Genomic DNA, 23,793 nt, shown 5'->3' with positions numbered 1-23,793 from the left:
ATTTTTCGCGTTGGACAAGATCAAGAAAGCTGATTTCTTCACATCAGATTTTATTGCTAGGGGGTTGGCGTATGAACAAGTGGGCAGCCATTGCAGCGAGTGTTGCTTTTGCCGGTGTGGCTTCGGTGGGCGCGGCTTCTGCCGCGGATCTGGGCGTGATGCCGGTGAAGGCCGTGGTGGTTGCTCCCGAGCCCCCGCCGTTTGACGTTGCGTTCGGCCTGAAGCTGACCAGCGACTATGTGTTCCGCGGCCTCACCCAGACCGACGGCAACCCCGCCGTTCAGGGTTATGCCGAACTGCGCGCCTGGGATTGGGTCTATGCGGGTGTGTGGATGTCGAATGTCGACTTCCCCGCCAGCGCCGGCCTGACCGACCCGACCGCGGAAGTGGACCTGTACGCTGGTATCCGCCACACCTGGGGCGGCTTCACCGGCGACGTCGGCTTCGTGTACTACTACTATCCCGGTCAGGCGGCTGTCGGCAGCTACGGCGGCGGCTTCCCGTCCAACAAGATCAATTACTGGGAAGTCTACTTCAAGCCGACCTATGTCTTCAACGACGTGGTCACCGTCGGCGGCAACCTGTACTACGGCGACAGCTATGCCGGTTCGGGCGCCAACGACATCTACCTGTCGGGCACTTTGAAGATCAACCTGCCCAACTACACCTCCAACAAGGATCTCGGCTGGTACCTGTCCGGCGAGCTCGGCTACCAGTGGCTCGGCACCACCAGCCTGAGCAACCAGTATCTGCTGGCTGGCAACAGCAACTACACCCTGCCGGACTATGCCACCTGGAACGCCGGCATCGCCTTCACCTACAAGGCGATGACCCTCGACCTGCGCTATTACGGCAGCGAGCTGAGCGAAGGCGCCGGCAACACCTGCTTCACGGTCACTGGCCTGAACAATGGGTGCGGCAATCGCTACGTGGCGAGCCTGTCCTTCGACACCACCTTGCTCGGCCTCAAGTGAGATTGACCTGACGTTCGGCGAAGACCCAGAATCCAAGCACGAACGTCGCCAGTACAAGACGCCGCACCCTCCGGGGTGCGGCGTTTTTTTATGCGTGGGCCTTCCCTTCCAATCGGGTATGGGGCGGCCGTCCATGGAACTGCGTGGGTGGTTCTCGCCCTTGGGGCGGGGCGGCCGGCTGAGGCGTGGCGCACATGTCAGCGGTGCCCGTGTGCCAGGCGCGCGCCTCATCGTGCAGGATCCGCGCGGGGGTGGACGGCGCAGGCGTGACAGCGACGCAAGGGCGGCGGGCCCTTCGGCGCGCAGGCCGGGCCTCCCGCCGCGCTCACATCAGCCGCAGCCCCTTCAGGCTGGCATGGCCGTCCTTGCCGACGATGATGTGGTCATGGACCTCGATGCCCAGCGGCTTGGCGATATCGATGATCTTGCGGGTCATGTCGATATCGGCGCGCGAGGGCGTCGGGTCGCCGGAGGGGTGGTTGTGGCACAGGATCAGCGCGCTGGCGGACACCTCCAGCGCCCGCTTCACCACTTCGCGGGGATAGACCGGGGCGTGGTCCACGGTGCCGGTCTGCAGGACTTCGTCGGCGATCAGCTGGTTGCGCTTGTCCAGAAACAGCACGCGCACCTGCTCGCGGTCGGAAAACGCCATGGAGGCGCGGCAATAGTCCAGCACTGCGCTCCAGGAGGAGAGCACCTTGCGGCCCTTCATCTGGCCCTTGGCAAAGCGATGCGCCGCCGCCTCCACCAATTTCAGCTCGGTGATGATGGCGTCCTTCACCCCCGGCATCTCCGCCAGCAGGGTCGCGGGCGCGGCGATCACTTCGGCGAACGAGCCGAAGCGGTCCACCAGCGCCTTGGCCAAAGGCTTCACGTCCCGTCGCGGCACGGCGCGGAACAGGATCAGTTCCAGCAGTTCGTAATCGGCAAGCGCCTGGGCGCCGGCCTGGCGGAACCGCGCCCGCAGCCGGTCGCGATGGCCGTGGAAGTGCGGCGCCTCCTCCAGCCCGTCGTCCGGCTCCCCCGCCATGGCATCAAGCCAGCGTATACGGCGGCTTGTGGTAGCCCTTCGGGCTGATGGTGAAGATCTCGACGCCGGTCTCGGTCACCCCGACGGTGTGCTCGAACTGGGCGGAGAGCGAGCGGTCGCGGGTGACCGCGGTCCAGCCGTCGGACAGCACCTTCACATGGGGCCGGCCGAGATTGATCATCGGCTCCACGGTGAAGATCATGCCGGGCTTGAGCATCGGGCCTTCGCCCTTGCGGCCCACATGCACCACATTGGGCTCGTCGTGGAACACCTGGCCCACGCCATGGCCGCAGAAATCGCGCACCACGCTCATGTGCTGCGGCTCCACGAAGTTCTGGATCGCGGCGCCGATATCGCCCACATGGCCGCCCGGCTTGATGGCCTCGATGCCGAGCATCATGGATTCATAGGTCACATCCAGCAGCCGTTCGGCCCGGCGGGGAATCTCGCCGATGGCATACATGCGGCTCGAGTCGCCATACCAGCCGTCCAGCACCAGCGTGACGTCCACATTGACGATGTCGCCCTCGCGCAGCGGGCGGGGGCTGGGCATGCCGTGGCAGACCACATGATTGATGGAGGTGCAGACCGAATACCGGTAGCCGCGATAATTCAGCGTCGCCGGATAGGCGCCATTGGCCACGGCGAACTCGAAGATCAATTTGTCCACGGCATCGGTGGAGACGCCCGGCCCGATCATCTCGGACACCGCATCCAGCGCCCGCGCCGCCAATTGGCCGGCGCGCCGCATCGCGGCGAAGCCCTCGGGGCCGTAGAGCTTGATATGTCCGGTCTTCCTGAGCGGCGCGCTCGCCGCTTCCACATAAGTCATCTGTCTATCCCGTCCGTCGCGCCGACGGCGTGTGCTTTCAGTCTTGCTGTCAGATTTAGGCCAAGCGGCGCGCAAAGCAAGTCAGACACGGCAATTGGCGCGCTCACATGCCGTTCATGGCGCCAACCCCAGGCGGTCGCGCAGGCGGGCCATGGCGCGGGTGAAGGCGCCGGTGTCATCCAGCGCACGGGCGATCACCAGCGCCCCCTGGATGGCGGCGACCCCATCCTCCGCCATCTCCTGCGCCACCGCCGGCGGGTGCCCGGCCCGCACCAGCGCCTCCGCCAGGGCGGCGCGCCAGGCGGTAAAATAGCCGGCGAGGCGCGCGGCGAAGCGGTCCCGGGTCACGCCCAGCGCCAAGGCCCCCACCAGGCACACGCGGTTGCCGGAGCGAAAATAGCGATCCACCGCTTCCAGCATGTGGGCGATGGCGGCCGGGGCGTCCGCCTCGGTGCGCAGGGGCGCGAACACCTCGGTCTCGAACCAGGCGTCGATATGGTCCAGCACGGCGGTGGCCATCTCTTCCTTCCCACCGGGAAAAAAGTAATAGAGGCTGCCTTTGCCGAGCCCGGTGCGGGCGGTGATATGGGCGAGGCTGGCGCCCTCGAAGCCGTGTTCGCGGAACACTTCTCCCAGGGCCGGCAGCACATCCTCACGGGTATGAACTAGGCGGGGCATGAGCCGCGGCGCGCCAAGACCGCGCCCATGCGATCCGCCCAGGCTGCGCGATGGGCGCCATGGGTCATGGGCGGGTCAGGCTTTCGACCGTGGCCGCGCGGCCCCCAACCACCATGGACGTTCCTGGACCCTGCACCTGCATCTTCTTCTCGAAATAGACCACATCCGCCTCGCCGATCGCGCCATAGTTCGCCGCATCGGTTATCACATGGGAGAGGGTCTTGCGCACATCCGCTCCTGTGACCTCGACCGACCCGTCGGCGAACGTCAGGCGCGCGGTCACGCCGGAGGTGAGATCAAGGGTCAGGGTTTCGCCTGTGCCCGCGAACGTCACCACATAGGTCTGGCCCTGGGTCTGAATGGAGATGTCCTGCTTGCTGTAGCCGCCAATGTCCACCGATAGGTTGCCGGTCGAGCGGATCGTATCGGAACCGTCGCCGCGTCCAAAGACGACGGTGGCATTCTTTCCGGTCAGGCGCAGGATGTCGTCACCGGCACCCCCCTTGAGCCGGGCATCGTCGCCCGCCTGCAGATAATCGTTGCCATCGCCGCCATCGAGCATGCTGCCGTCGGCGGTGTAGCCGTCATAGACACTGAAATCGGTGGAGATCAGGACGTCATTGCCTTGGCCGCCCTGGATCTGGGAGGAGCCGCCATAGGTCACCACGATGTCGTTGCCCGCCCCGGTGCTGATGTGACCATGGTCATAGGCAAAGACGGTATCGTTGCCATTGCCGGCGTCCACCGTCAGATGGTCATAGGCGGTGATCTTGTCGTTGCCGTCGCCACCGAAGACGAGCGAGTTGGAATAGGTGCTGATGCGATCATCGCCATTCCCGCCATCGATGGTCGCATAATCATTGGAATCGATGACATCGTTGCCATTGCCTCCGGACACCAAGCCGAAGCTATAGACATCGATCGTATCGTTGCCGTCTCCGCCATCGATATTGGCAAAGGAATAGGCTTCAATGCTGTCATTGCCTGCGCCGCCGGTGATGGTGGCGTGATGGTAGGCGGTGATGTGGTCGTTGCCAGCGCCGCCGGAAACCAGCGAGAAGCCATACACATTGATGTCGTCGTCGCCCGCGCCTCCAGCGACGGCGGCGAAGTCGTAGGCGTCCACATAGTCGGCGCCATTGCCGCCAAGGACGACGGCGCCATCGAAATGGGCGAAGACATAGGTGGAAAACACTTTGCCGGGCTTCGGTCCGTCGGCATTTGCCGTCGTGGCCTGGGTGCCATTCGCGTTGGTCTGTTCATCCGTGACGGATTGCGTCCGCAGAAGATACAAGGCGTTCTCGAAGCGGCCCGAGCGGGTGGCGGGTATCGACGTCATCGCGGACTCCCATTCAACGCGCACATGAAAATGCCGGCTCCAGCACGACATGGGCGCGCTGACGCACGGGGCTTGCAATGCACAATGAGAAAATACGGGAGATCGCTTCGCCATCATGGCGTTGCGGTCGTTGCCGGCACAAAGCGCCTCATGCGCTCTGTTTTGAAGATGTGTAGAAATATAGTATGCTATAAACTACACATCTTTACTTTTCTCACGCGGCCGCAAAGGTGTCAACGTAGCCTGGGGGCGGGGGCAAGCCTGGTGATCAGAGCCCGAGTGCGGTCAGGCCGGGATAGTCGGCGGGGCGGGGGCCTTTTTCCCAGAGGAATTTGCGCTCGGCGGCGGTGATGGCCACGTCATTGATGCTGGCTTCGCGGCGGCGCATCAGACCGGCCTCGTCAAACTCCCAATTCTCATTGCCATAGGCGCGGATCCAATTGCCGGCGCCGTCATGGCACTCGTACTGGAAGCGCACTGCGATCCGGTTGTCGCTGAAGGCCCAGACCTCCTTGATCAGGCGATAGTCCACTTCCTTGGCCCATTTGCCGGTGAGGAAGGCGACGATGGCCGGGCGGCCCTGGAGGAATTCCGAGCGGTTCCGCCACACGCTGTCAGGCGTATAGGCGAGCGACACCTTCTCCGGATCCTGGGTGTTCCAGGCATCCTCGGCCATGCGGGCCTTCTGGGCGGCGGTCTCGGCGGTGAAGGGGGGAAGCGGCGGGCGGGCCATGGGGGTCTCCTGTCTCGGGGCGAAAAGTGTGTACCGATTAGTACAGACGGGCCGGCGGCCGTCAATCCCGTCGCGCTCCCGCCGCTCGCGCCCCCGTGACGCGGGGCGCAGAGAGCGTGCGATTGCGAAGGTTTTCGTGACCTCGCGCAAGGCGCTCGGGCGGGGATGGTGAAAAGTGGCGTTTCGAGGCGGTTGCCCCCTTCCGTCCGGCGGGGGGCGCACCCACATGCGCAGCAGTGGTTCGCCCATCGGGTGGGCCGCTGCGGTGGCCGGCAGACCGGCATCGCATCCAAGCGAGCCCTGCGTGCTTCTTGCAAGGCGCCGGGCCGCCGAGGAGGGAAGAGATGAATTTCGAAATCTATACCGAGCGCGCGCGTGGCTTCGTCCAGTCCGCCCAGTCGCTGGCGGTGCGCGAAGGCCAGCAGCAGTTCGTTCCCGAGCACCTGTTGAAGGTGCTGCTGGATGATCCCGAGGGCCTGTGCGCGGGTCTGGTGCAGCGCGCCGGCGGCAACCTGCCCCAGGTGCGCGACGAGACCGAAGCGGCCCTGCGCAAATTGCCCAAGGTGGAAGGCGGCTCCGGCCAGGTCTATCTGAGCCCCGCCTTGGCGCGGGTGTTCGAAGCCGCTGAGCAGGCAGCCAAGAAGGCGGGCGATGGTTTCGTCACCGTCGAGCGCCTGCTGCTGGCCCTGACCATCGAGAAGGAATCCGAGGCCGGCAAGATCCTGGCCCGCGCCGGGCTGACGCCGCAGAGCCTCAACAGCGCCATCGAAGCGCTGCGCAAGGGCCGCACCGCCGACAGCGCCACGGCTGAAAACGCCTATGACGCGCTGAAGAAATATGCCCGCGACCTCACCCAGGCGGCGCGCGACGGCAAGCTCGACCCGGTGATCGGCCGCGACGAGGAGATCCGTCGCACCATCCAGGTGCTGGCCCGTCGCACCAAGAATAATCCGGTGCTCATCGGCGAGCCCGGCGTCGGCAAGACCGCCATCGTGGAAGGTCTCGCCCGCCGCATCGTCGATGGCGACGTGCCCGAGAGCCTGAAGAACAAGACCCTGCTGGCCCTCGACATGGGCTCGCTCATCGCCGGCGCGAAGTATCGCGGCGAGTTCGAGGAGCGGCTGAAGTCGGTGTTGCAGGAAGTCACCTCCGCCGAAGGCGGCATCATCCTGTTCATCGACGAGATGCACACGCTGGTGGGCGCCGGCAAGACCGACGGCGCCATGGATGCGTCCAATCTTCTGAAGCCGGCTTTGGCCCGCGGCGAGCTGCATTGCGTCGGCGCCACCACGCTGGATGAATACCGCAAGCACGTGGAGAAGGATGCGGCCCTGGCCCGCCGGTTCCAGCCGGTGTTCGTCAACGAGCCCACGGTGGAAGACACCGTGTCGATCCTGCGTGGGCTGAAGGAGAAGTACGAGCTGCATCACGGCGTTCGGATTACCGACAGCGCCTTGGTGTCGGCCGCCGTGCTCTCCAACCGCTACATCGCCGACCGCTTCCTGCCGGACAAGGCCATCGATTTGATGGACGAAGCCGCGTCGCGGCTGCGCATGCAGGTGGATTCCAAGCCGGAAGAGCTGGACAAGATCGACCGCGACGTCATGCGGCTCAAGATCGAGCAGGAGGCCCTGAAGAAGGAGACCGACCAGGCCTCCAAGGACCGCCTGAAGCGGCTTGAGAAGGAATTGGCGGATCTCGAGGAGACCTCCAACACGCTCACCTCCAAATGGCGGGCGGAGAAGGACAAGCTCGGCGAGGCCACCACCTTGAAGGCCAAGCTCGATCAGGCACGGGCGGATTTGGCCAGTGCGCAGCGGCAGGGCGAGTATCAGAAGGCCGGCGAGCTGACCTATGCGGTCATTCCCGAGCTGGAGAAGCGTCTGGCTGCGGTGGAAGAGGCAGGCCAGACCGGCAATATGGTGGACGAGGCGGTGACGCCCGATCACATCGCCGGCGTGGTGTCGCGCTGGACCGGCGTGCCGGTGGACAAGATGCTCACCGGCGAGCGGGAAAAGCTGATCCGCATGGAGATGGAGCTGGCCAAGCGCGTTGTGGGCCAGTCCGAGGCGGTGTCGGCGGTCTCGACCGCGGTGCGCCGTGCCCGCGCCGGCTTGCAGGATCCCAACCGGCCCATCGGCTCGTTCCTGTTCATCGGCCCCACCGGCGTCGGCAAGACCGAGCTGACCAAGGCTTTGGCCAGCTTCCTGTTTGATGACGAGACCGCGATGGTGCGCATCGACATGTCGGAATACATGGAGAAGCACTCCGTGAGCCGGCTGATCGGGGCGCCTCCCGGTTACGTGGGCTATGAGGAAGGTGGCGCGCTGACTGAAGCGGTGCGGCGCCGGCCTTATCAGGTGGTGCTGTTCGACGAGGTGGAGAAAGCCCATTCCGACGTCTTCAACGTCCTGCTCCAGGTGCTCGATGACGGGCGGCTGACGGACGGGCAGGGGCGCACGGTGGACTTCCGCAACACGCTGATCATCATGACCTCGAACCTCGGGGCGGAATATCTGGCGGATCCGCGCCAGCCGGTGGGCTTCGGCCTGCCCGGCCACGAGGCGGATACGGTGGTGTCCGACGAAGAGGCCTACGAACTGGTGATGGGCGCGGTGCGCCGGCACTTCCGGCCGGAATTCGTCAACCGCATCGACGAAATCGTCATGTTCCACCGCCTGAAGCGGGACCAGATGGGCGCCATTGTCGAAATCCAGCTGGGCCGGTTGGCCAAGCTGCTGGAGGATCGCAAGATCGTCCTCGACCTGACCCCCGCTGCCCGCGCTTTTCTGGCGGACAAGGGCTACGACCCGGCCTACGGGGCGCGGCCGCTGAAGCGGACCATCCAGAAGCTGGTGCAGGATCCCCTGTCCGGCATGCTGCTGGCCGGCGATGTGCCCGATGGCTCCCTGGTGCACATCGATCTGCAGGGCGACCGTCTGGTGTTCCGCCCCGAGCAGCGGGTCGACGAGGCCGCCTGATCGGTCACTGAAGAGATGGCAGTCTGACATGGCGCGGGATCGGTTCGATCCCGCGCCATGTTCTTGTCTGGAACGCCGGTGGCGGCTCAGACCTGAAGCAGATCGCCCTCCTGCTCCGGGCGGCAGACGGCGAAGCGGCGGGGGCCGAGTTCCCGGAACAGCGCGTGCATTTCGGCGATGAAGTCGATCAGGAAGCGGGGCTTCTGGTCGCCATAGGGGTCGACCACGATCAGGGTGGGCGGCGGCAGCGGATCGGCGATGGGGCGGCGGCACAGCAAGGGCGCATCCACCATCACCTGGGAAATCGGCCGCATGTTCAGGATCGCCACCCCGAAGCCGGAGGCCACCGCCGCGCGCACGGTCTCATAGGTGCGGGCGCGGAAGCCGATGCGGCGGCCGAGGCCCGACATGTCGATGATGGAGGAGAGGTAGGCGCCGGTCTGCGGCAGATCCAGCAGGATCAGCGGCCGCTCCGACAGGGCCGCCAGCGGGATGGCCTCCAGCGCCGCCAGCGGATCGTCGGCGCGCATCAGCACATGGGCCGGCATGCGGCAGATGCGGGTGACGTCGCCATTGAACGGTGGCCCCATCTCATAGGTGACGGCGGCATCGATATGGCCGATGTCGAGCCAATGGCGCAATTGGTGCTGGTCGGCCTCCATCAAGGTGATGTCCATGGGGCCGGTGCGGGCCACCAAGCGGCTGAGCACCTCCGGCAGGAACAAGGGGCCGAATGGCACGAAGCAACCGAGCCGGATGCCGCGCGGTGGCCCCTCCGCCAGCGAGCCGATCTCGCGCACGAACTCGGTCTCCGCTGCCAGCAGCCCCCGCGCCGCAGCCGCGAAGCGCTCGCCGGCGGGGGTGGTGCGCATGCCTTGCGACGGTCGGCGGGTGAACATGCGCGCGCCGATATCGGCTTCCGCCAGATCGATGGCCGCCAGGATGGAGGATTGGGAGATGGACAATTCCCGCGCCGCCGCCTGGATCGATCCGAGACGGGCGACCTCCGTCACGTAGCGCACCTGCCGGAGTGAGAGCGCCACGGGAATCCTCCATATAATGTGTGAACTTCACCGGATTAATACATTTTGTGAAACCCGAGGGGAAGGCCATTCTGCCTCCTAAGGCGGCACGAAAGGCGCGTGCTTTGTTTTAGAGCAGGAGTTGTCCCATGAGCGTGGTGTCGCCGGCTGTCGCCCAGGATGAAGGCCCGCAGGTGGCGGCGCTCACCCATGCGTTCCGCACCGGCGCCCGCTCTCCGGTGGAACTGGCGCAGGTGGCGCTGGCGCAGGCGGAGGCGATCAACCCCCTGCTCAATGCCTTCCTGACCATCGATCATGACGGCGCGCTCGCCGCCGCCCGGGCCTCGGAGGCGCGCTGGCGGGCCGGGACGCCGCTGTCGCCCATCGACGGCATCCCCACCACGCTGAAGGATATTGTGTGGGTGAAGGATTGGTCGGTGCGCTACGGCAGCGCCACCACGCCGGCTGCGCCCTATGCGGAAGATGCCCCCGCGGTGCGGCGCCTGCGCGACGCCGGCGCGGTGTTCATCGGCCTCACCACCTCGCCGGAATTCGGCTGGAAGGCGGTCACCGACAGCGCCGCCTTCGGCGTCACCCGCAATCCCTATGATCCGGCGCTCACCTCCGGCGGCTCGTCCGGTGGCGCGGCGGTGGCAGCGGCGTGCGGCGCGGGCGTGCTGCATCTGGGTACCGACGGCGGCGGCTCGATCCGGGTGCCGGCGAGCTTCTGCGGCATTGCCGGCCTGAAGCCCACCTTCGGGCGGGTGCCGGCCTATCCGGCCAGCGCGTTCGGCACCGTCGCCCATATCGGCCCCATGGCCCGCCATGCGCAGGATCTGATCCCCATGCTGGCCGCCATGTCCGGGCGCGATCTGGCGGATTGGGCCCAGGGGGCGGGCGCCCTGGCGCCGCTGGAGGGGCAATTGCCGCCGGGCTTCCCCTTGGGCGCGCGGATCGGCGTGTGGTCCGAGCCGCCCTGCGGCGCGGTCGATCCCGAGGTGGCAACTGCCTTCGCGGCGGCGCTCCGGCGGCTCGAAGTGCTGGGCGCCATCCTCGAGCCCATCACCTTGCCGTTTGCCGACCGGGTGACGGACATCTTCGAAAAGCACTGGTACACCGGCGCCGCCAAGCGCCTGCTGGGGGTGCCGGAGGCCATGCGCGACGGCGTGGATCCCGGTTTCCTGGAGATCGCCGCCGAGGGCACGCGTTTTTCGGCGGTGGACCTCATCAGCGCCCAGGCGGAGCGTGGTGCGTTCGGCATGGCCATGGATCAGCTCAGCGCCCAATTCGATTTCATCGTCTCGCCCGGCGTGGCGGTGCTGCCGTTTGCCGCCGGGGATCTGGTGCCGGCGGGCAGCGGGCTGTCGCGCTGGCATCTGTGGGCGGGGTTCAATTTTCCCATCAACCTCAGCCAGCAGCCGGCGGCGGTCATTCCCCTGGCGCCGACGCCGGCCGGTCTGCCCACCGCGTTCCAGATCATCGGCGCGCGCGGCGCGGATGCCGCCGTTCTGGCCGCCGCCGCCGCGCTGCAGGGCACCCTGGCCGGGGCCGGGCAATGAGGGCGCGGCAGCGCCGCATCCCGCCTATCGCCTCGTCTCCGACGTTGCCATCATGACGCCGCGCGGCACCGATTTGCGCCGCCGCGGCCCAACAGGAAGCCTGGTCCATGGATGCCATCGTAGATTCCATCGCTATTGAGCCGGCGAGCAACGCCCGCACCGACCTCGCGGCGGCCTACCGGCTGCTGGCGCACATGGGGATGGATGACAGCATCTTCACCCATATCTCCGCCAAGGTGGGGGAGGACGAGCGCTTCCTGCTCAACTCCTACGGTACCCGCTTCGACGAGGTGAAGGCCTCGGAACTGGTGACCGTGGACATTGACGGCACCGTGCTGGACGATCCGCTCGGCCATGGCATCAATGCCGCCGGTTTCGTCATCCATTCCGCGGTCCATGCGGCCCGTCCCGACATAGGCTGCGTGCTGCATACCCATACGGTGGCCGGCGTCGCGGTGGCCTGCCTGGAAGAGGGGCTGCTGCCGCTCAACCAGTGGGCGCTGCAATTCCATGATCGCATCGCCTATCACGACTTCGAAGGCATCGCCGTCAATCCGGCCGAGCGCGAACGGCTGGTGGCGGATCTCGGCACCCGGAAGGCCATGGTGCTGCGCAATCACGGGCTGATGACCTGCGGGCGAACCGTGGGCGAAGCCTTCGTGCTGATGCACAATCTGGAGCGGGCCTGCCAGGCCCAGATCGCCGCCATGGGCACCGGGCGCCCGCTGCGCCTGCCGTCGCGCGCCATCGCCGATCTCACCGCGTCGCAGTACGAGAAATGGGACGATCTCCATGCCGCGTCCGGCCTGGCCGACCCCGAATGGGCCGCCTTCCTGCGCCTCGCCGCCGCCGTCGCCCCCGATTTCAACCATTGAGTCTGATGCTGTCAGGCTCCGTCCCATTGATCACGGAATCAGTTTTCGCCGCATCTGAGTAACCCGCACACGCCGTTCCATAATAATCCCTTCCAGAGGACCCGGCTGTCATGAAAGCAAAGCTTCTCGCTACCCTTTCCTCTTCCCTGGTGCTGGCCGCCGTCCTGGCCGGTCCGGCCGCGGCCGATCCCAAGGAGGGGGGGCGGGCCAATGTGGTGATCCAGCCCGAGCCGCCCGGCCTGATGGTGGGCATCCTCCAGAATGCCCCCACCCAGATGGTGGCCGGCAACATCTATGAGGGCCTGCTGCGCTATGACGAGAAGCTCCAGCCCAAGCCGCAGCTCGCCACCTCCTGGACCATCTCGCCGGACGGCAAGACCTATACCTTCAAGCTCGCCAAGGGCGTGAAGTGGCACGACGGCAAGCCCTTCACCGCCGCGGACGTGGTGTTCTCCGCCGACGTGTTCCTGCGCAAGACCAACCCGCGCACACGCGCCTCGCTGGCCTATGTGGAGAGCATCACCGCCCCCGATGACGAGACCGTGGTGTTCCAGTTGAAGGAGACCTTCGGCCCGTTCATCCGCATGTTCGAAGTGGGCACCATGCCCATGGTGCCCAAGCATATCTATGAGGGCACCGATTTCCTCTCCAATCCGGCCAACAACACCCCCATCGGCACCGGGCCGTTCAAGTTCGCCGAATGGGTGAAGGGCTCCCACATCAAGCTGGTGAAGAACCCGGATTATTACGAGAAGGGCAAGCCGCACCTCAACGAGATCTATTGGCATGTCATTCCCGATGCCGCCGCCCGCGCCGTGGCGTTCGAGACCGGCAAGGTGGACATCCTGCCCGGCGGCTCGGTGGAGAATTTCGACGTGCCGCGCCTGGCTAAGACCAAGAATGCCTGCATCACCGACAAGGGCTGGGAGTTCTTCGCCCCGCAGGCCTTCCTGTGGTTCAACCATCGCGGCGGCCTGTCCAGCGACGTGCGCTTCCGCAAGGCGGTGTCCTACGCCATCGACCGCGATTTCGCCCGCGATGCGCTGTGGAACGGCATGGGCTCGGTGTCCACCGGCCCGTTCGCCCAAAGCACCGCCTTCCGCGATGAGAAGGTGCTGGTGAAGTACAATTACGATCCGGCCAAGGCCAAGGCGCTCTTGAAGGAGATGGGCTACAAGGGCGAGCCGGTGCGCTTCATGCCCATTCCCTATGGCGAGACCTGGACCCGCTGGGGCGAGGCCATCAAGCAGAATCTGGAAGACGTGGGCATCAAGGTGGAGATGGTGGCCACCGACGTGCCCGGCTGGAACAAGAAGCTGGGCGACTGGGACTTCGAGCTCTCCACCACCTTCATGTACCAATATGGCGATCCGGCCCTGGGCGTGGCGCGGGCTTATATCTCCAGCAACATCGCCAAGGGCTCGCCGTTCAACAATGTGGGCGGCTATTCCAACCCGGAGGTGGACAAATTGTTCGCCGAGGGCGCGGTGGGCTTCCCCGATGCCGTGCGCCAGACCGCCTATTCGGCGGTGCAGAAGAAGATCAGCGAAGACGCCGTGTACGCCTGGCTGATCGACCTGAAGTTCCCCACAATTACCCATTGTAATGTGAAGAACCTCATCACCACCGGCATCGGCGTGAACGACGGCTTCAAGGACGCCTGGATCGAGTGATGTCTTTTTTTGGGGGGCGGTCAGGCCGCGCGCAACGCGAAGCCCTCTCCCGCTTGCGGGGGAGGGTTGGGAGGGGGCCGCCGCAGGCGGGAAGCCTCGCCGTTCGCTCGGCCCTCACCGTCCTCGCGCTCCGCGCGCCCCCTCCCTACCCCTCCCCCGCAAGCGGGAGAGGGGACCTGTCACGCCAACGGGTGGGGCGCATGCCGCCCGTCCCAAGCTCCAGCAACCAGATCGGGGCGCATGCAGACCCTTCGTTTCCTCCTCTGGCGCGTGGCCAAGGGCATCCTGGTGGTGCTGGCCATCGTCATTCTCGACTTCGCGCTGATCCATCTGGCGCCGGGCGACCCGGCGTCGGTGATGGCGGGGGAGTCCGGGGCCACCGACGAGGCCTTCCTGCAGCAATTGCGGGCCAAATTCGGCCTGGATCAGCCGCTGCTCACCCAATTGGGGCTCTATCTCTGGGGCGTGGTGCGCCTCGATCTGGGCTTCTCCTATCGCCAGCAGATGCCGGTGATCGAGCTGGTGATGAACCGCCTTCCGGCCACCTTGCTGCTGACCGGCGCCGCCTTCGCGTTCTCGCTCACGGTGGGGGTGGCCATGGGGGCGTGGGCGGCGGCAAACAAGGGCCGGCCGCTGGATCGGCTCATCACCACCATCGCCCTGGTGTTCTACGCCACGCCCTTGTTCTGGATGGCGCTGATGGCGGTGCTGATCTTCTCGGTCTGGCTCGACTGGCTGCCGGCCTTTGGCATGCGGGAGGTGGGGGCCAATGTCTCGCTGATGGAAGGCGTGCTGGATGTGGCTCGCCATCTGGTGCTGCCGGCGGTGACTTTGGGCCTGTTCTTCATGGCGGTCTATGTGCGCATGACCCGCTCCTCCATGATCGAGGTGGGGCGGCAGGATTTCATCAAGACCCTGCGCGCCAAGGGCTTGTCCGAGCGGGTGATCCTGCGCCGCCATGTGCTGCGCAACGCCATCCTGCCCGTGGTGAGTCTGGCCGGCATCCAGGCCGGGCAGATGGTGGGCGGGGCGGTGATGACCGAGACCGTGTTCGCCTGGCCCGGCATCGGCCGGCTCATGTATGAGGCGCTGATCCAGCGCGACTACAATCTGCTGCTGGGCGTGTTCGTGGTCTCCGCGGCCATGGTGGTGGTGTTCAACATCCTGACCGATCTCGTCTACCGCATGGTGGACCCGCGCATTGAGGTGTCGTGATGGGCGCGTTCTGGTCCCGTTTTCGCCGCCACAAGGCGGCGGTCGCCGGCCTCGTGGTGGTGGTGCTGGTGATCGTCATCGCCATTGCCGCGCCCTATTTCTACCCGGTCTCGCCGTGGAAGATGGTGCAGCGGCCGTTCCTGCCGCCGTTCGCCAATGGCGCGGTGCCGCTGGGCACCGATACCTTGGGCCGCAACGTCGCCTCGGGCCTGGCCTATGGCGCCCGCATCTCGCTGCTGATCGGCACCATTTCCACCTTGGTGGCGCTGATGGTGGGCGTGCCCATCGGCGCGGCGGCGGGCTATTTCGGCGGTCTGGTGGATGATCTGCTGATGCGCTTCACCGAATTCTTCCAGACCATCCCGAGCTTCGCCCTGGCCATCGTGCTGGTGGCGATCTTCCAGCCGAGTCTGGTGTCCATCACCATCGCCATTGCCATCGTCGGCTGGCCGCCGGTGGCGCGGCTGGTGCGGGGCGAAGTGATGGCCCAGCGCAAGCGCGAATATGTGGAAGCGGCGATCCTCGCCGGCCAATCCCACTGGACCATCATCACAAGGCAGATCCTGCCCAATGTGACCTCGCCCATCGTGGTGCTGGCCTCCCTCATGGTGGCCTCCGCCATCCTGCTGGAGAGTTCGCTCTCCTTCCTCGGCCTGGGCGATCCCTCCATCATGTCCTGGGGCTACATGATCGGCGCGGCCCGCACGGTGGTGCGCCAGGCGTGGTGGCTCTCGGTCTTCCCCGGCGTCGCCATCCTCATTTCGGTGCTGGCACTCAATCTCGTGGGAGAGGGGCTGGCGGAAGCGCTCGACCCGCGCTCCTCCCGCGATCAGCATTGAGGGCCGCCCCATGACGGACGCAACACCATCCGCCCCGGTCCTCTCCGTCTCCGGCCTCGCCATCGCTCTGCCGCCGGGCGCCGACCGGCTCTATGCGGTGGAGCATATGGAGTTCGACATCCGCCGCGGCGAGACCCTGGCCATCGTCGGCGAAAGCGGCTCCGGCAAGTCCATGTCCGCCAATGCGGTGATGGGCCTGCTGCCGCCGGGCACCCGCGTGGCTCAGGGCAGCGCCAAGCTGGACGGCATCGATCTGCTGCAATTGGATGCGGACGCCATGCGCGCGGTACGCGGCAAGCGCATCGGCATGATCTTCCAGGAGCCGATGACGGCGCTGGACCCCTTGATGCGCATCGGCGAGCAGATCGCCGAAGTGTTCGAGGCCCACGGCCTGCTGACCCCGCCGGAGCGGCGCGCCCGCGCCCTGGCACTGCTCACCGAGGTGGGCATTCCCGAGCCGGAACGGGCGATCCATGCCTATCCGTTCCAGCTCTCCGGCGGCCAGCGCCAGCGGGTGGTGATCGCCATGGCGCTGGCGCTGGACCCGGTGCTGCTGATCGCCGACGAACCCACCACCGCTTTGGATGTCACCACCCAGGCGCAGATCCTCAAGCTGATCCGCGAACTGCAGGAGAAGCACGGCACGGCGGTGATGTTCATCACCCATGATTTCGGCGTGGTGGCGGATATTGCCGACCGGGTGGTGGTGATGCGCCAGGGCCGTATCGTGGAAAGCGGCAGTGCGAGCGCCGTGCTCGGCGCGCCGCAGGACGCCTATACGCAGGCACTGATCGCCGCCATTCCTTCCGGCCGCAGGGCCCTCGCCACCGGCCCGGAGAAGGCGACTGGCGAAACGGTGCTGGCGGTGCGGGGACTGACCAAGACCTATCGCTCCGCGGGCGGCTTCTTCCGCCCCGCCCGCGTGGTGCATGCGGTGCGCGATGTCAGCTTTGATCTGGCGCGGGGCGAGACCTTGGGCGTGGTGGGCGAGAGCGGCTCGGGCAAGTCCTCGCTCGGGCGCTGCCTGGTGCGGCTGGTGGAGCCGGATGCCGGTTCCATCCGCCTCAATGGCCAGGAGACCATGGGCCAGTCGGTGGCGGAAATGCGCATCTGGCGGCGGCGCATGCAGATGGTGTTCCAGGATCCCTACGGCTCGCTCAATCCGCGCACGCGGGTGGGCCGCATCATCGCCGAAGGGCCCATAGCGGCCGGGGTGCCCATCGCCACCGCGCTCGCCAAAGCGGCGGACCTCTTGGCCCTGGTGGGGCTGGACCCCTCCGCGGTGGAACGCTTCCCGCACGAGTTTTCCGGCGGCCAGCGCCAACGCATCGGCATCGCCCGCGCCTTGGCGCTGGACCCGGAAATCATCATCGCCGACGAGGCGGTCTCGGCGCTGGACGTGTCGATCCAGGCCCAGGTGCTGGCGCTGCTGGCGGACCTCAAGGCGCGGCTGGATTTGTCGCTGATCTTCATCACCCATGATCTGCGGGTGGCGGCCACCATTTGCGACAAGGTGGCGGTGATGCGGAAGGGCGAGGTGGTGGAAATGGGGCCGGCGGCGGAGATCTTCGGCAATCCGCAGCACGACTATACCCGGCGCCTGATCGCCGCGATCCCCGGCCGGGCCGAGGGCGATGTCTTCGGCGGCGAGGCCGTGCCGGCCTGAGGGCCTATCCTTGTTCAGCGGTTTGAGACGGATGCCATGAAGATCATTTTTGACGAACGCCAGCTGGCGCACGATCCGGAACTCTATTTCCGCCGCGGCGCCTTCATTCCCCATCCCGAGCAGCCGCAGCGCGCCATCCTGCTGCGCGATGCGCTGCTGGCCGCCGGCCACACCCGCGAGATGCCCGGCGACCATGGCCTCGATCCCATCAAGGCGGTGCATGACCCGGCCTATGTGGACTTCCTCATGTCCGCCTGGCCGGCCTGGGTGGAGGCCACCGGCACCACGGTTCCGGCGGTGCCGAACTATCACACCGACCGCCGCAACTGGCGGGTGCCCACCGGGGTGATCGGCCGGCTGGGCTTCTATTCCACTGACACCTCATGCCCCATCGTGCCGGGCACGGCGGAAGCGATCTACTGGTCGGCGCAGACCGCCATCGAGGCGGCGGATCGGGTGCGCTCGGGCGCGGAGGGGCACATCTATGCGCTGTGCCGCCCGCCCGGCCATCATGCGATGATCGACGCCACCATGGGCTTCTGCTTCTTCAACAATGCCGCCGTCGCCGCCCAGCATCTGCGCGGGCGGTTCGACAAGGTGGCGGTGCTGGACGTGGACACCCACGGCGGCAATGGCACCCAGGACATCTTCCACACCCGCGGCGACGTGCTCTACGTCTCGATCCACACCGATCCCAGCGACTATACCCCGTTCTTCACCGGCTATGCGGATGAGATCGGCGTGGGAGAAGGGGAGGGGGCGACGCGCAATCTGGTGCTGCCAGTAGGCGCCGGGGTAGAGGAGATCCTTGCCCGCTATGACGAGGCGCTGGAGATCATCCGCGCCTTCGGGGCGCAGGCGCTGGTGATCTCGCTCGGGCTGGACATGTCGCAGGATGATCCGTTGTCGCTGGTGAAGATGACCGGCGAGGGCTTCCAGCGCGGCGCCCGCAAGGTGGCGGGCCTCGGCCTGCCCACGGTGCTGGTGCAGGAAGGCGGATATCTCGGGCCGTCCTTGTCCGACAATGCGGTGGCCTTCCTCGGCGCCTTCGACGCCGCCCGCCAGGGCTGAGGCTTGCCCACGGCACAGCCGGGTGCGGCGGAAAGTCGGGGTCAGCGAGGCCCCGATTGTGCTAAACACGCGTCCATGCGCATGCAGGACATCCTGACCCGGTTGTTGGGCGCCGCGATCATGCTGATCGCGGCTTATGTCCTGCCGTCGCCAGCCCAGGCGCATGAGGGGCACGGCCTGTCCGCCGCCGCTGGTGCTGCGGTCGCATCGCCAGTGACGCATGCATCCACCGCCGCCCACGCCCATTCCGCGTCCCCGACACTGGTGGCAACCGCTGAGCGGTCCGCGCCCGCGATGCCGGGTCCGCCCTGCGGCCGGGACTGCTGCAACCCCGGAATGGTCTGCTGCCTTTCAGCCCTGGTGGTCGATCCGGTGCTGGCGCTGCCACTGGCCACATCCCGCCGGCAAGAGCCCCTGCGCGCCATGGTCATGCCGCCCGGCCGCGTACCGGAAGCGCTGCCGAAGCCGCCCCGAACCCCGGCCTGAGATCGGATCGCCCCGGAGATCGCCCCGCTTGGGGCATCCACAAGGGGAGCACGTTGCGTCGGACGCCCATCCGGTCCTGAGCCGGGCATGGCGCGGTCGCCGATCGCCCCGCGTTTGCGCCGGACCGCGGCAGCCTCGCCGTCAGGCCCGTGCCACGCCTTTCAGCCTCCCGCGCGTTGCGGCGGGGGGCATTCATCACCGATCCCAGACACCGTGCCGGCTGTGCCGCACGCTTCCCAATGGAGAACCATCTCATGGCCAAGCCCATGCTGAAAACGCTGATCATCTGCCTGTCCGTCACCGCTGGCTTCAGCCTAGCGCAGGCGCAAACCACGATGCCCATGCACAGCGGCACCACCCCGCACATGATGACGCCGGCCGCCGATACGCCGTCCACCACGGAGTTCAAGGCCGCCGACGCCAAGATGATGCAGGGCATGAGCGCGCCCTACACCGGCGATGCTGATGTGGACTTCCGCACCCACATGATCCCGCACCACCAGGGCGCCATCGACATGGCCAAGGTGGCGCTGAAATACGCCAAGGATCCGGAAACCAAGAAGATGGCGCAGACCATCATCGACGCGCAGGAGAAGGAGATCGCCGATATGCAGGCCTGGCTGAAGGCCCACGCCAAGTAGGCATACGCACCGGCGGGCCGCGGCGGCGAGAGCATCGCGCTGTGGCCCGCATGGCCTCGACGGGGGCGGACGCGCATGGCGTCGTCACGCCCCCACGGGACGAAGGTCAGTTTCCGCGCATCTTCTGCAGCAGGGCTTCGGTCTTCTTGACGATGGTGGCGAACACCGGCTGCTTGACCACTTCGCCGGCATAGCAGGTCCGGTAGGCGGCGGAGCCGACCGGGCCATGCAGGTCGAACACCTGCGCCATCATTTCATCCTTGCGCGCGCCCTTTTGCTTCTGCGCGGCGGCTTCGAGCGCCTTGGCCTTGGCCATGGTGGCCTCCCAGGCCTTGGTGCAGGCGGGGAAGGTCTTGCGGGCCTCGGGCATGGGCGTGGTGCCGACCACCACCCGCCCGTTGGCCATCCAGCCGATCACCACGGAGGCGGGGGGGTAGTTGGCCGTATCGTCCTGGGCAAACAGGCCGATGAAGGCGAACACCACCTCGCCCTCGCCCGCCGTCAGGGGCACGGGCACATAGGGCTCGAAGGCGGCATCGCTCCCCGTCGCCTGGGTATAGAACGGGCCGGACGCCAGCACGGTCGCAAGCCCATCGCCGGCCTTGAAGTCCGCATCCTGGCGCGCCCAATGGGTCAGCACCGGCACGGGCGAGATAAAGATGCGGGTTTCATCTTTCTTGTCGCGGAACAGCAGCCCGTCCGGCTGACCGGTCTCCAACTCGCCGCTGAGCAGCGTGCCGGGCGAGAATTCGCCGGCCTTTTCCAGGCCCTTGAAGGCGAGCGGGCCGAGCAAAGCCATCATCTGCGCCTTGAGATCGGCGCGGGCGCGATCATCCTGCTTGTAGACGGCATCGGGATTGGTTCCGGCTTTTTCCGCTGCGGCCAGGGCGGCGACATATTTATCGCGGGCGGCGATATAGGCGTCGTCCGCCGCACCGGCGAGGGCGGCGGTCGGCAGCAAGGCCGCACCCAGCAGGGCGCCGATGATCCGCCGTGCGGCGGGGAACACGGAGGATTTCATGGCAGCGCTCACGGTTCAGATGGGGATCTTGACTACAGGTCCCAAGTCTAGCTGTCCATGACGCTCCGAGCCAAGTGCGGTCACCCAGCCTCGCTGCTGTCCATGCTATTTCGTGCGGCTGTTGGTGTTGGCGGCGGAGGCCACCTTCGGCGGCACCGGCGCGTGGGCCAGCAACGCTTCGATGCGCTCGCGCTCCTTGTTGAACTCCGCCATGAAGCGCCCTTCCAGCGCCCGGCCACGCGGCAGTTTCACGCGCATGGGGTCGACGAAACTGCCGTTGATCTTCACCTCATAGTGCAGATGCGGCCCGGTGGAGAGGCCGGACGAGCCCAGATAGCCGATGAGCTGGCCCTGGCGCACCTGCATGCCCTCCCGCAGGCCCTTGGCGAAGCCGGACTGGTGCGAATAGGTGGTGACATAGCCGTTGGCATGCTGGATTTCCGTATGCCGGCCATAGCCCGACTTCCAGGTGGCATAGATCACCGTGCCGTTGCCGGCAGCATAGATCGGCGTGCCGACGCTGTCGGACCAGTCCACGCCCGTATGCAGCTTGGAAATACCGAGGATGGGATGGCGGCGATAGCCGAACGGCGAGCGCATGATGCCGCCGGCGATGGGCTTGCGCACCAGGAACTTCTTCGCGCTCTTGCCCTCGACGTCGTAATAATCCACCAACCCGTCATCCTGGGTCTGGAACCGGTAGTAGCGGCGGGTTTCGCCATTGGTGCTGAGCGTGGTGTAGAGCACTTCCGCATCGCCGGGGGCATCTTCGGAATACAGCACTTCGAAATTGTCGCCCGGCCGCACCCGGCGCTGGAAATCCACGTCGAACGAATAGATGCGGATCAAATCGGCGATGACGCTGCGCGGCATGTCGTTGCGCAGGGCGGTCTCATAGATGCTCTCATAAAGCCGGATGCCGGGGCCGCTGTCGTCATCATCGTCATCGGACGCCGCCTCGGAGACGCCGGCCATGTCATTCTCGGTGGGTTCCGCCACCTGTACGAACGCGCCGGTATCGGAACTGGCCACCGTGCCCTCATGGCCCACATCGCTGAAGATCGACACCCGCAGCGGATGGATCTTCTTCGCCGCATCGCTCTGCAGTAGCAGGCGGATGCGCAAGCCATCCTTCACCACGCCGTCGCGGCCGCGTTTGAAGGCGGCGGCGACGCCCTGGGCCTCTTCCACGGAGGCGCCGGCATCGGTGAGGATCGAGACGATGGTGTCGCCCTTCTTCACCACAACGGTGGTGTCGGTCCAGTCATTGCCGCCGGAGGTCTCGCTGGAGGTCTTGTCCAGATAGCTGACATTCTCCATCACGTCGGGGCGCGGCCCGGGCACCACGGGCGCTCCCATGGCGCCTGTCCCGGTGGGCAGGCCGTATCGGCCCTCGGTGGCATAGGCCAAAGACGGGCTGCCGCCGACAGGACCGGGCCGTCCGGCAATGGCCGGGGGCAAGCCGGCCAGGGCCGGCTGCGACCGGGCCAGTTCCGCGACCTCGCGTACTTTGGTCAGCACGCTTTCCATGGGCACCGCGGCGCCGAAATGCAGATTGGGGGCGGTGGCGAGATCCCGCATCACCAGCGTGATCTCGCCGGTGGGCTCCGCCTGAGGCGCTGCCTCCTGCGGATCCGCCGACTGCGCCACCAATTGCGCCGGATTGAACCGGGGAATGTTCACCGACACCGAGGTGGTGGACATGGCCAAATTCGCCGCCACCCGGGTGAACGGGCGCACGCGGATGATCTCCTTGTCGCCCACCTTGGTGGCGGTGGAGACCCGGAAGGTCTGCCGCGCGCTGCTGGCTTCGGCCAACAGCGACATGCGATCGCCCTTGCGCGCCGCATTGGACGGCTTCTCCCCTACGGCGAGCGTGCCGCGCAGGGCATTGCGGACGGTCTCGGGCATGGCGGCAAAGCGGTGGTCGCCGTCGAGCGCCGCATAGACCGCGCCGCCCATCAGGAAACTGCCGCACAGGCCGGTCAGAAGCGTCGCTGCGAGCCAGCGCACGGAAATGCGCCGCCGATCGATCTCTTCTTCATCGCCATCGACGCCGAGGGGCGGATCCTCGCCGAGGCCCGCCGCACTCGTCGCGTCGCGCCAATCCCCGGCGGAACGTCTTTGATGCAAATCCCGTCCCTTTGCTGGGGTCTCGCCGGATGGCGGGAACCCGTGTCCAATCGCCTGACCCTCTGCCTGCGCAGAGAGACACAGCCTACGACCGAGCGCGCAGGATCGCGCGGGCATTCGGTATGAAAATGCCCCCGCCGCTGCCACGCGTCAACGAAGCTGAGCTGTCTGCGCATCTCCGCCCCATTGGGCCGGCGATGTGAGGGGGGCGACAAGGCGAAAACATGGCGGCGCGCGCTGCAAGCTTCCCGGTTCGCACCGAAGTCTGCCGGCGCACACGCACGTGAGCGAGAGATGGGCGAGGGGCGTCCGGATGCCTGAGGGCGCGCGGGCCGCTGTCGCAAGGCAGGACACAAGGGGTGACGCGCGTCCATCGCGGTGGATCAGGAGAGCGCCCACCACGCCCTTCCCCGTGCCGCTCGGAGAGCAACCTCTGGCTGTTTGCACCTTCCAGGCGCAATCCTGATGACGCGCGAGCAGGCATTGGCCTAAAAAATTCGCAGAAAAATCTCCCGCCGGACTCGGCCCGCAGGGCTCGTCGGTGGCTGCGCCCGATGCATCGCAGCAAATCATGCTGCCCTGCAAATGTCCTGAGAAGCGTTGCCAGCTCACAATCTTCACCGCCTCGAGCGGGGCAGTTGTGCACAGCGTCATCACCCCTTCATGTTTCCCTTTCAAGCCACTGTTGACAGTCCCGAAAGCCGGTCCTATAAACCGCCCAACGACGACGGGCCGCGGCGAAACGCGGTGCCGGCGCCGCCGACGCTCCTCACGACTTTGGTGTTGTGACAGACGGTCGAGAGACCGGCGGATGGGTTGTCGGTTCTGCTTTCGGGCGGAGGAGGTTTGAGCGGATCGGGCTTCGGTCGGGTCGGTTTGTGGATCTTCGGGTGTTGACGTTTTGGAGCTTCGGCTCCGCGGGACTTCGGTCCTTGAGGTCTTCGGATCTCGTGCTGTTTGACAGGTTGAAGAGAAGAAAGAGAAACGTGGACGGCGGAGTCCTTGCGGGTCTCTTGGGTCTTCGG

The 23,793-nt window shown here is 66.4% G+C and carries 20 protein-coding genes; 11 read left to right on the top strand and 9 right to left on the bottom strand.

Annotation, left to right across the window (positions count from 1 at the left end):
* The first annotated feature begins 71 nt into the window (after positions 1 to 71).
* On the top strand, positions 72 to 974 hold the full coding sequence (locus AAG816_RS20370) for a TorF family putative porin (protein WP_341991514.1): 903 nt from the start codon (positions 72 to 74) through the stop codon (positions 972 to 974).
* Between the two features lie 325 nt (positions 975 to 1,299).
* On the opposite strand, the gene radC is transcribed toward AAG816_RS20370, so the two are convergent.
* The 5 genes from radC to AAG816_RS20345 all read right to left on the bottom strand — a co-directional run bounded on the left by radC (position 1,300) and on the right by AAG816_RS20345 (position 5,586).
* Positions 1,300 to 2,004 (bottom strand): DNA repair protein RadC, encoded by a 705-nt coding sequence (radC, locus tag AAG816_RS20365; protein ID WP_341991513.1) that lies wholly within the window; start codon positions 2,002 to 2,004, stop codon positions 1,300 to 1,302.
* A gap of 4 nt (positions 2,005 to 2,008) precedes the next feature.
* Positions 2,009 to 2,836 carry a type I methionyl aminopeptidase gene (gene map / locus AAG816_RS20360; protein WP_341991512.1) on the bottom strand — a complete coding sequence of 276 codons (828 nt, stop codon included), beginning with the start codon at positions 2,834 to 2,836 and terminating at the stop codon, positions 2,009 to 2,011.
* 114 nt (positions 2,837 to 2,950) lie between these two features.
* On the bottom strand, positions 2,951 to 3,514 hold the full coding sequence (locus AAG816_RS20355; RefSeq protein WP_341991511.1) for a TetR/AcrR family transcriptional regulator: 564 nt from the start codon (positions 3,512 to 3,514) through the stop codon (positions 2,951 to 2,953).
* 64 nt (positions 3,515 to 3,578) lie between these two features.
* Complete coding sequence (locus tag AAG816_RS20350; RefSeq protein WP_341991510.1) at positions 3,579 to 4,853, bottom strand: hypothetical protein; 1,275 nt, start codon at positions 4,851 to 4,853, stop codon at positions 3,579 to 3,581.
* Between the two features lie 268 nt (positions 4,854 to 5,121).
* Entirely contained in the window at positions 5,122 to 5,586 is a 465-nt protein-coding gene (locus AAG816_RS20345; protein ID WP_341991509.1) for a nuclear transport factor 2 family protein, read from the bottom strand.
* A 344-nt stretch (positions 5,587 to 5,930) separates the two neighbouring features.
* Here AAG816_RS20345 and clpB point away from each other — a divergent pair, with 344 nt between their 5' ends.
* Complete coding sequence (gene clpB / locus AAG816_RS20340) at positions 5,931 to 8,567, top strand: ATP-dependent chaperone ClpB (protein ID WP_341991508.1); 2,637 nt, start codon at positions 5,931 to 5,933, stop codon at positions 8,565 to 8,567.
* An 86-nt stretch (positions 8,568 to 8,653) separates the two neighbouring features.
* Here the strand turns inward: clpB and AAG816_RS20335 are convergent, their stop codons facing one another.
* The gene (locus tag AAG816_RS20335) at positions 8,654 to 9,610 is read right to left on the bottom strand and encodes a LysR family transcriptional regulator (RefSeq protein ID WP_341991507.1); all 957 of its coding nucleotides are present in this window, start codon (positions 9,608 to 9,610) and stop codon (positions 8,654 to 8,656) included.
* A gap of 128 nt (positions 9,611 to 9,738) precedes the next feature.
* Between AAG816_RS20335 and AAG816_RS20330 the strand changes: the two genes are divergently transcribed.
* From AAG816_RS20330 to AAG816_RS20290, 9 genes are all read left to right on the top strand, one after another.
* Positions 9,739 to 11,148: an amidase family protein gene (locus AAG816_RS20330; protein WP_341991506.1), complete on the top strand. Its 1,410-nt coding sequence runs from the start codon at positions 9,739 to 9,741 to the stop codon at positions 11,146 to 11,148.
* A gap of 107 nt (positions 11,149 to 11,255) precedes the next feature.
* Entirely contained in the window at positions 11,256 to 12,023 is a 768-nt protein-coding gene (locus AAG816_RS20325; RefSeq protein WP_341991505.1) for a class II aldolase/adducin family protein, read from the top strand.
* A 110-nt stretch (positions 12,024 to 12,133) separates the two neighbouring features.
* Positions 12,134 to 13,696: an ABC transporter substrate-binding protein gene (locus tag AAG816_RS20320; RefSeq protein WP_341991504.1), complete on the top strand. Its 1,563-nt coding sequence runs from the start codon at positions 12,134 to 12,136 to the stop codon at positions 13,694 to 13,696.
* A gap of 240 nt (positions 13,697 to 13,936) precedes the next feature.
* Complete coding sequence (locus AAG816_RS20315; protein ID WP_341991503.1) at positions 13,937 to 14,911, top strand: ABC transporter permease; 975 nt, start codon at positions 13,937 to 13,939, stop codon at positions 14,909 to 14,911.
* Positions 14,911 to 15,750: an ABC transporter permease gene (locus tag AAG816_RS20310; protein ID WP_341991502.1), complete on the top strand. Its 840-nt coding sequence runs from the start codon at positions 14,911 to 14,913 to the stop codon at positions 15,748 to 15,750. The genes AAG816_RS20315 and AAG816_RS20310 overlap by 1 nt, the downstream gene beginning before the upstream one ends.
* A 10-nt stretch (positions 15,751 to 15,760) precedes the next feature.
* Positions 15,761 to 17,416 (top strand): ABC transporter ATP-binding protein, encoded by a 1,656-nt coding sequence (locus AAG816_RS20305; protein ID WP_341991501.1) that lies wholly within the window; start codon positions 15,761 to 15,763, stop codon positions 17,414 to 17,416.
* 36 nt (positions 17,417 to 17,452) lie between these two features.
* Complete coding sequence (locus AAG816_RS20300; RefSeq protein ID WP_341991500.1) at positions 17,453 to 18,487, top strand: histone deacetylase family protein; 1,035 nt, start codon at positions 17,453 to 17,455, stop codon at positions 18,485 to 18,487.
* Positions 18,488 to 18,568: 81 nt separating this feature from the next.
* Complete coding sequence (locus AAG816_RS20295) at positions 18,569 to 18,973, top strand: hypothetical protein (RefSeq protein ID WP_341991499.1); 405 nt, start codon at positions 18,569 to 18,571, stop codon at positions 18,971 to 18,973.
* 254 nt (positions 18,974 to 19,227) lie between these two features.
* On the top strand, positions 19,228 to 19,614 hold the full coding sequence (locus tag AAG816_RS20290) for a DUF305 domain-containing protein (protein ID WP_341991498.1): 387 nt from the start codon (positions 19,228 to 19,230) through the stop codon (positions 19,612 to 19,614).
* Positions 19,615 to 19,720: 106 nt separating this feature from the next.
* On the opposite strand, the gene AAG816_RS20285 is transcribed toward AAG816_RS20290, so the two are convergent.
* From AAG816_RS20285 to AAG816_RS20275, 3 genes are all read right to left on the bottom strand, one after another.
* A complete protein-coding gene (locus AAG816_RS20285) occupies positions 19,721 to 20,635 on the bottom strand; it encodes a hypothetical protein (RefSeq protein WP_341991497.1) in 915 nt (304 codons plus the stop codon).
* A 105-nt stretch (positions 20,636 to 20,740) separates the two neighbouring features.
* On the bottom strand, positions 20,741 to 22,768 hold the full coding sequence (locus AAG816_RS20280) for a M23 family metallopeptidase (protein ID WP_341991496.1): 2,028 nt from the start codon (positions 22,766 to 22,768) through the stop codon (positions 20,741 to 20,743).
* Between the two features lie 707 nt (positions 22,769 to 23,475).
* On the bottom strand, positions 23,476 to 23,793 hold a 318-nt coding region (locus tag AAG816_RS20275; protein ID WP_341991495.1), incomplete at its 5' end, for a hypothetical protein.

Origin of the sequence: Azorhizobium sp. AG788 (assembly GCF_943371865.1) — a bacterium.
Classification (GTDB): Bacteria; Pseudomonadota; Alphaproteobacteria; order Rhizobiales; family Xanthobacteraceae; genus Azorhizobium.
The sequence above is the reverse complement of the archived record's forward strand: the minus strand, read 5'-3'. Positions and strand labels throughout refer to the sequence as shown.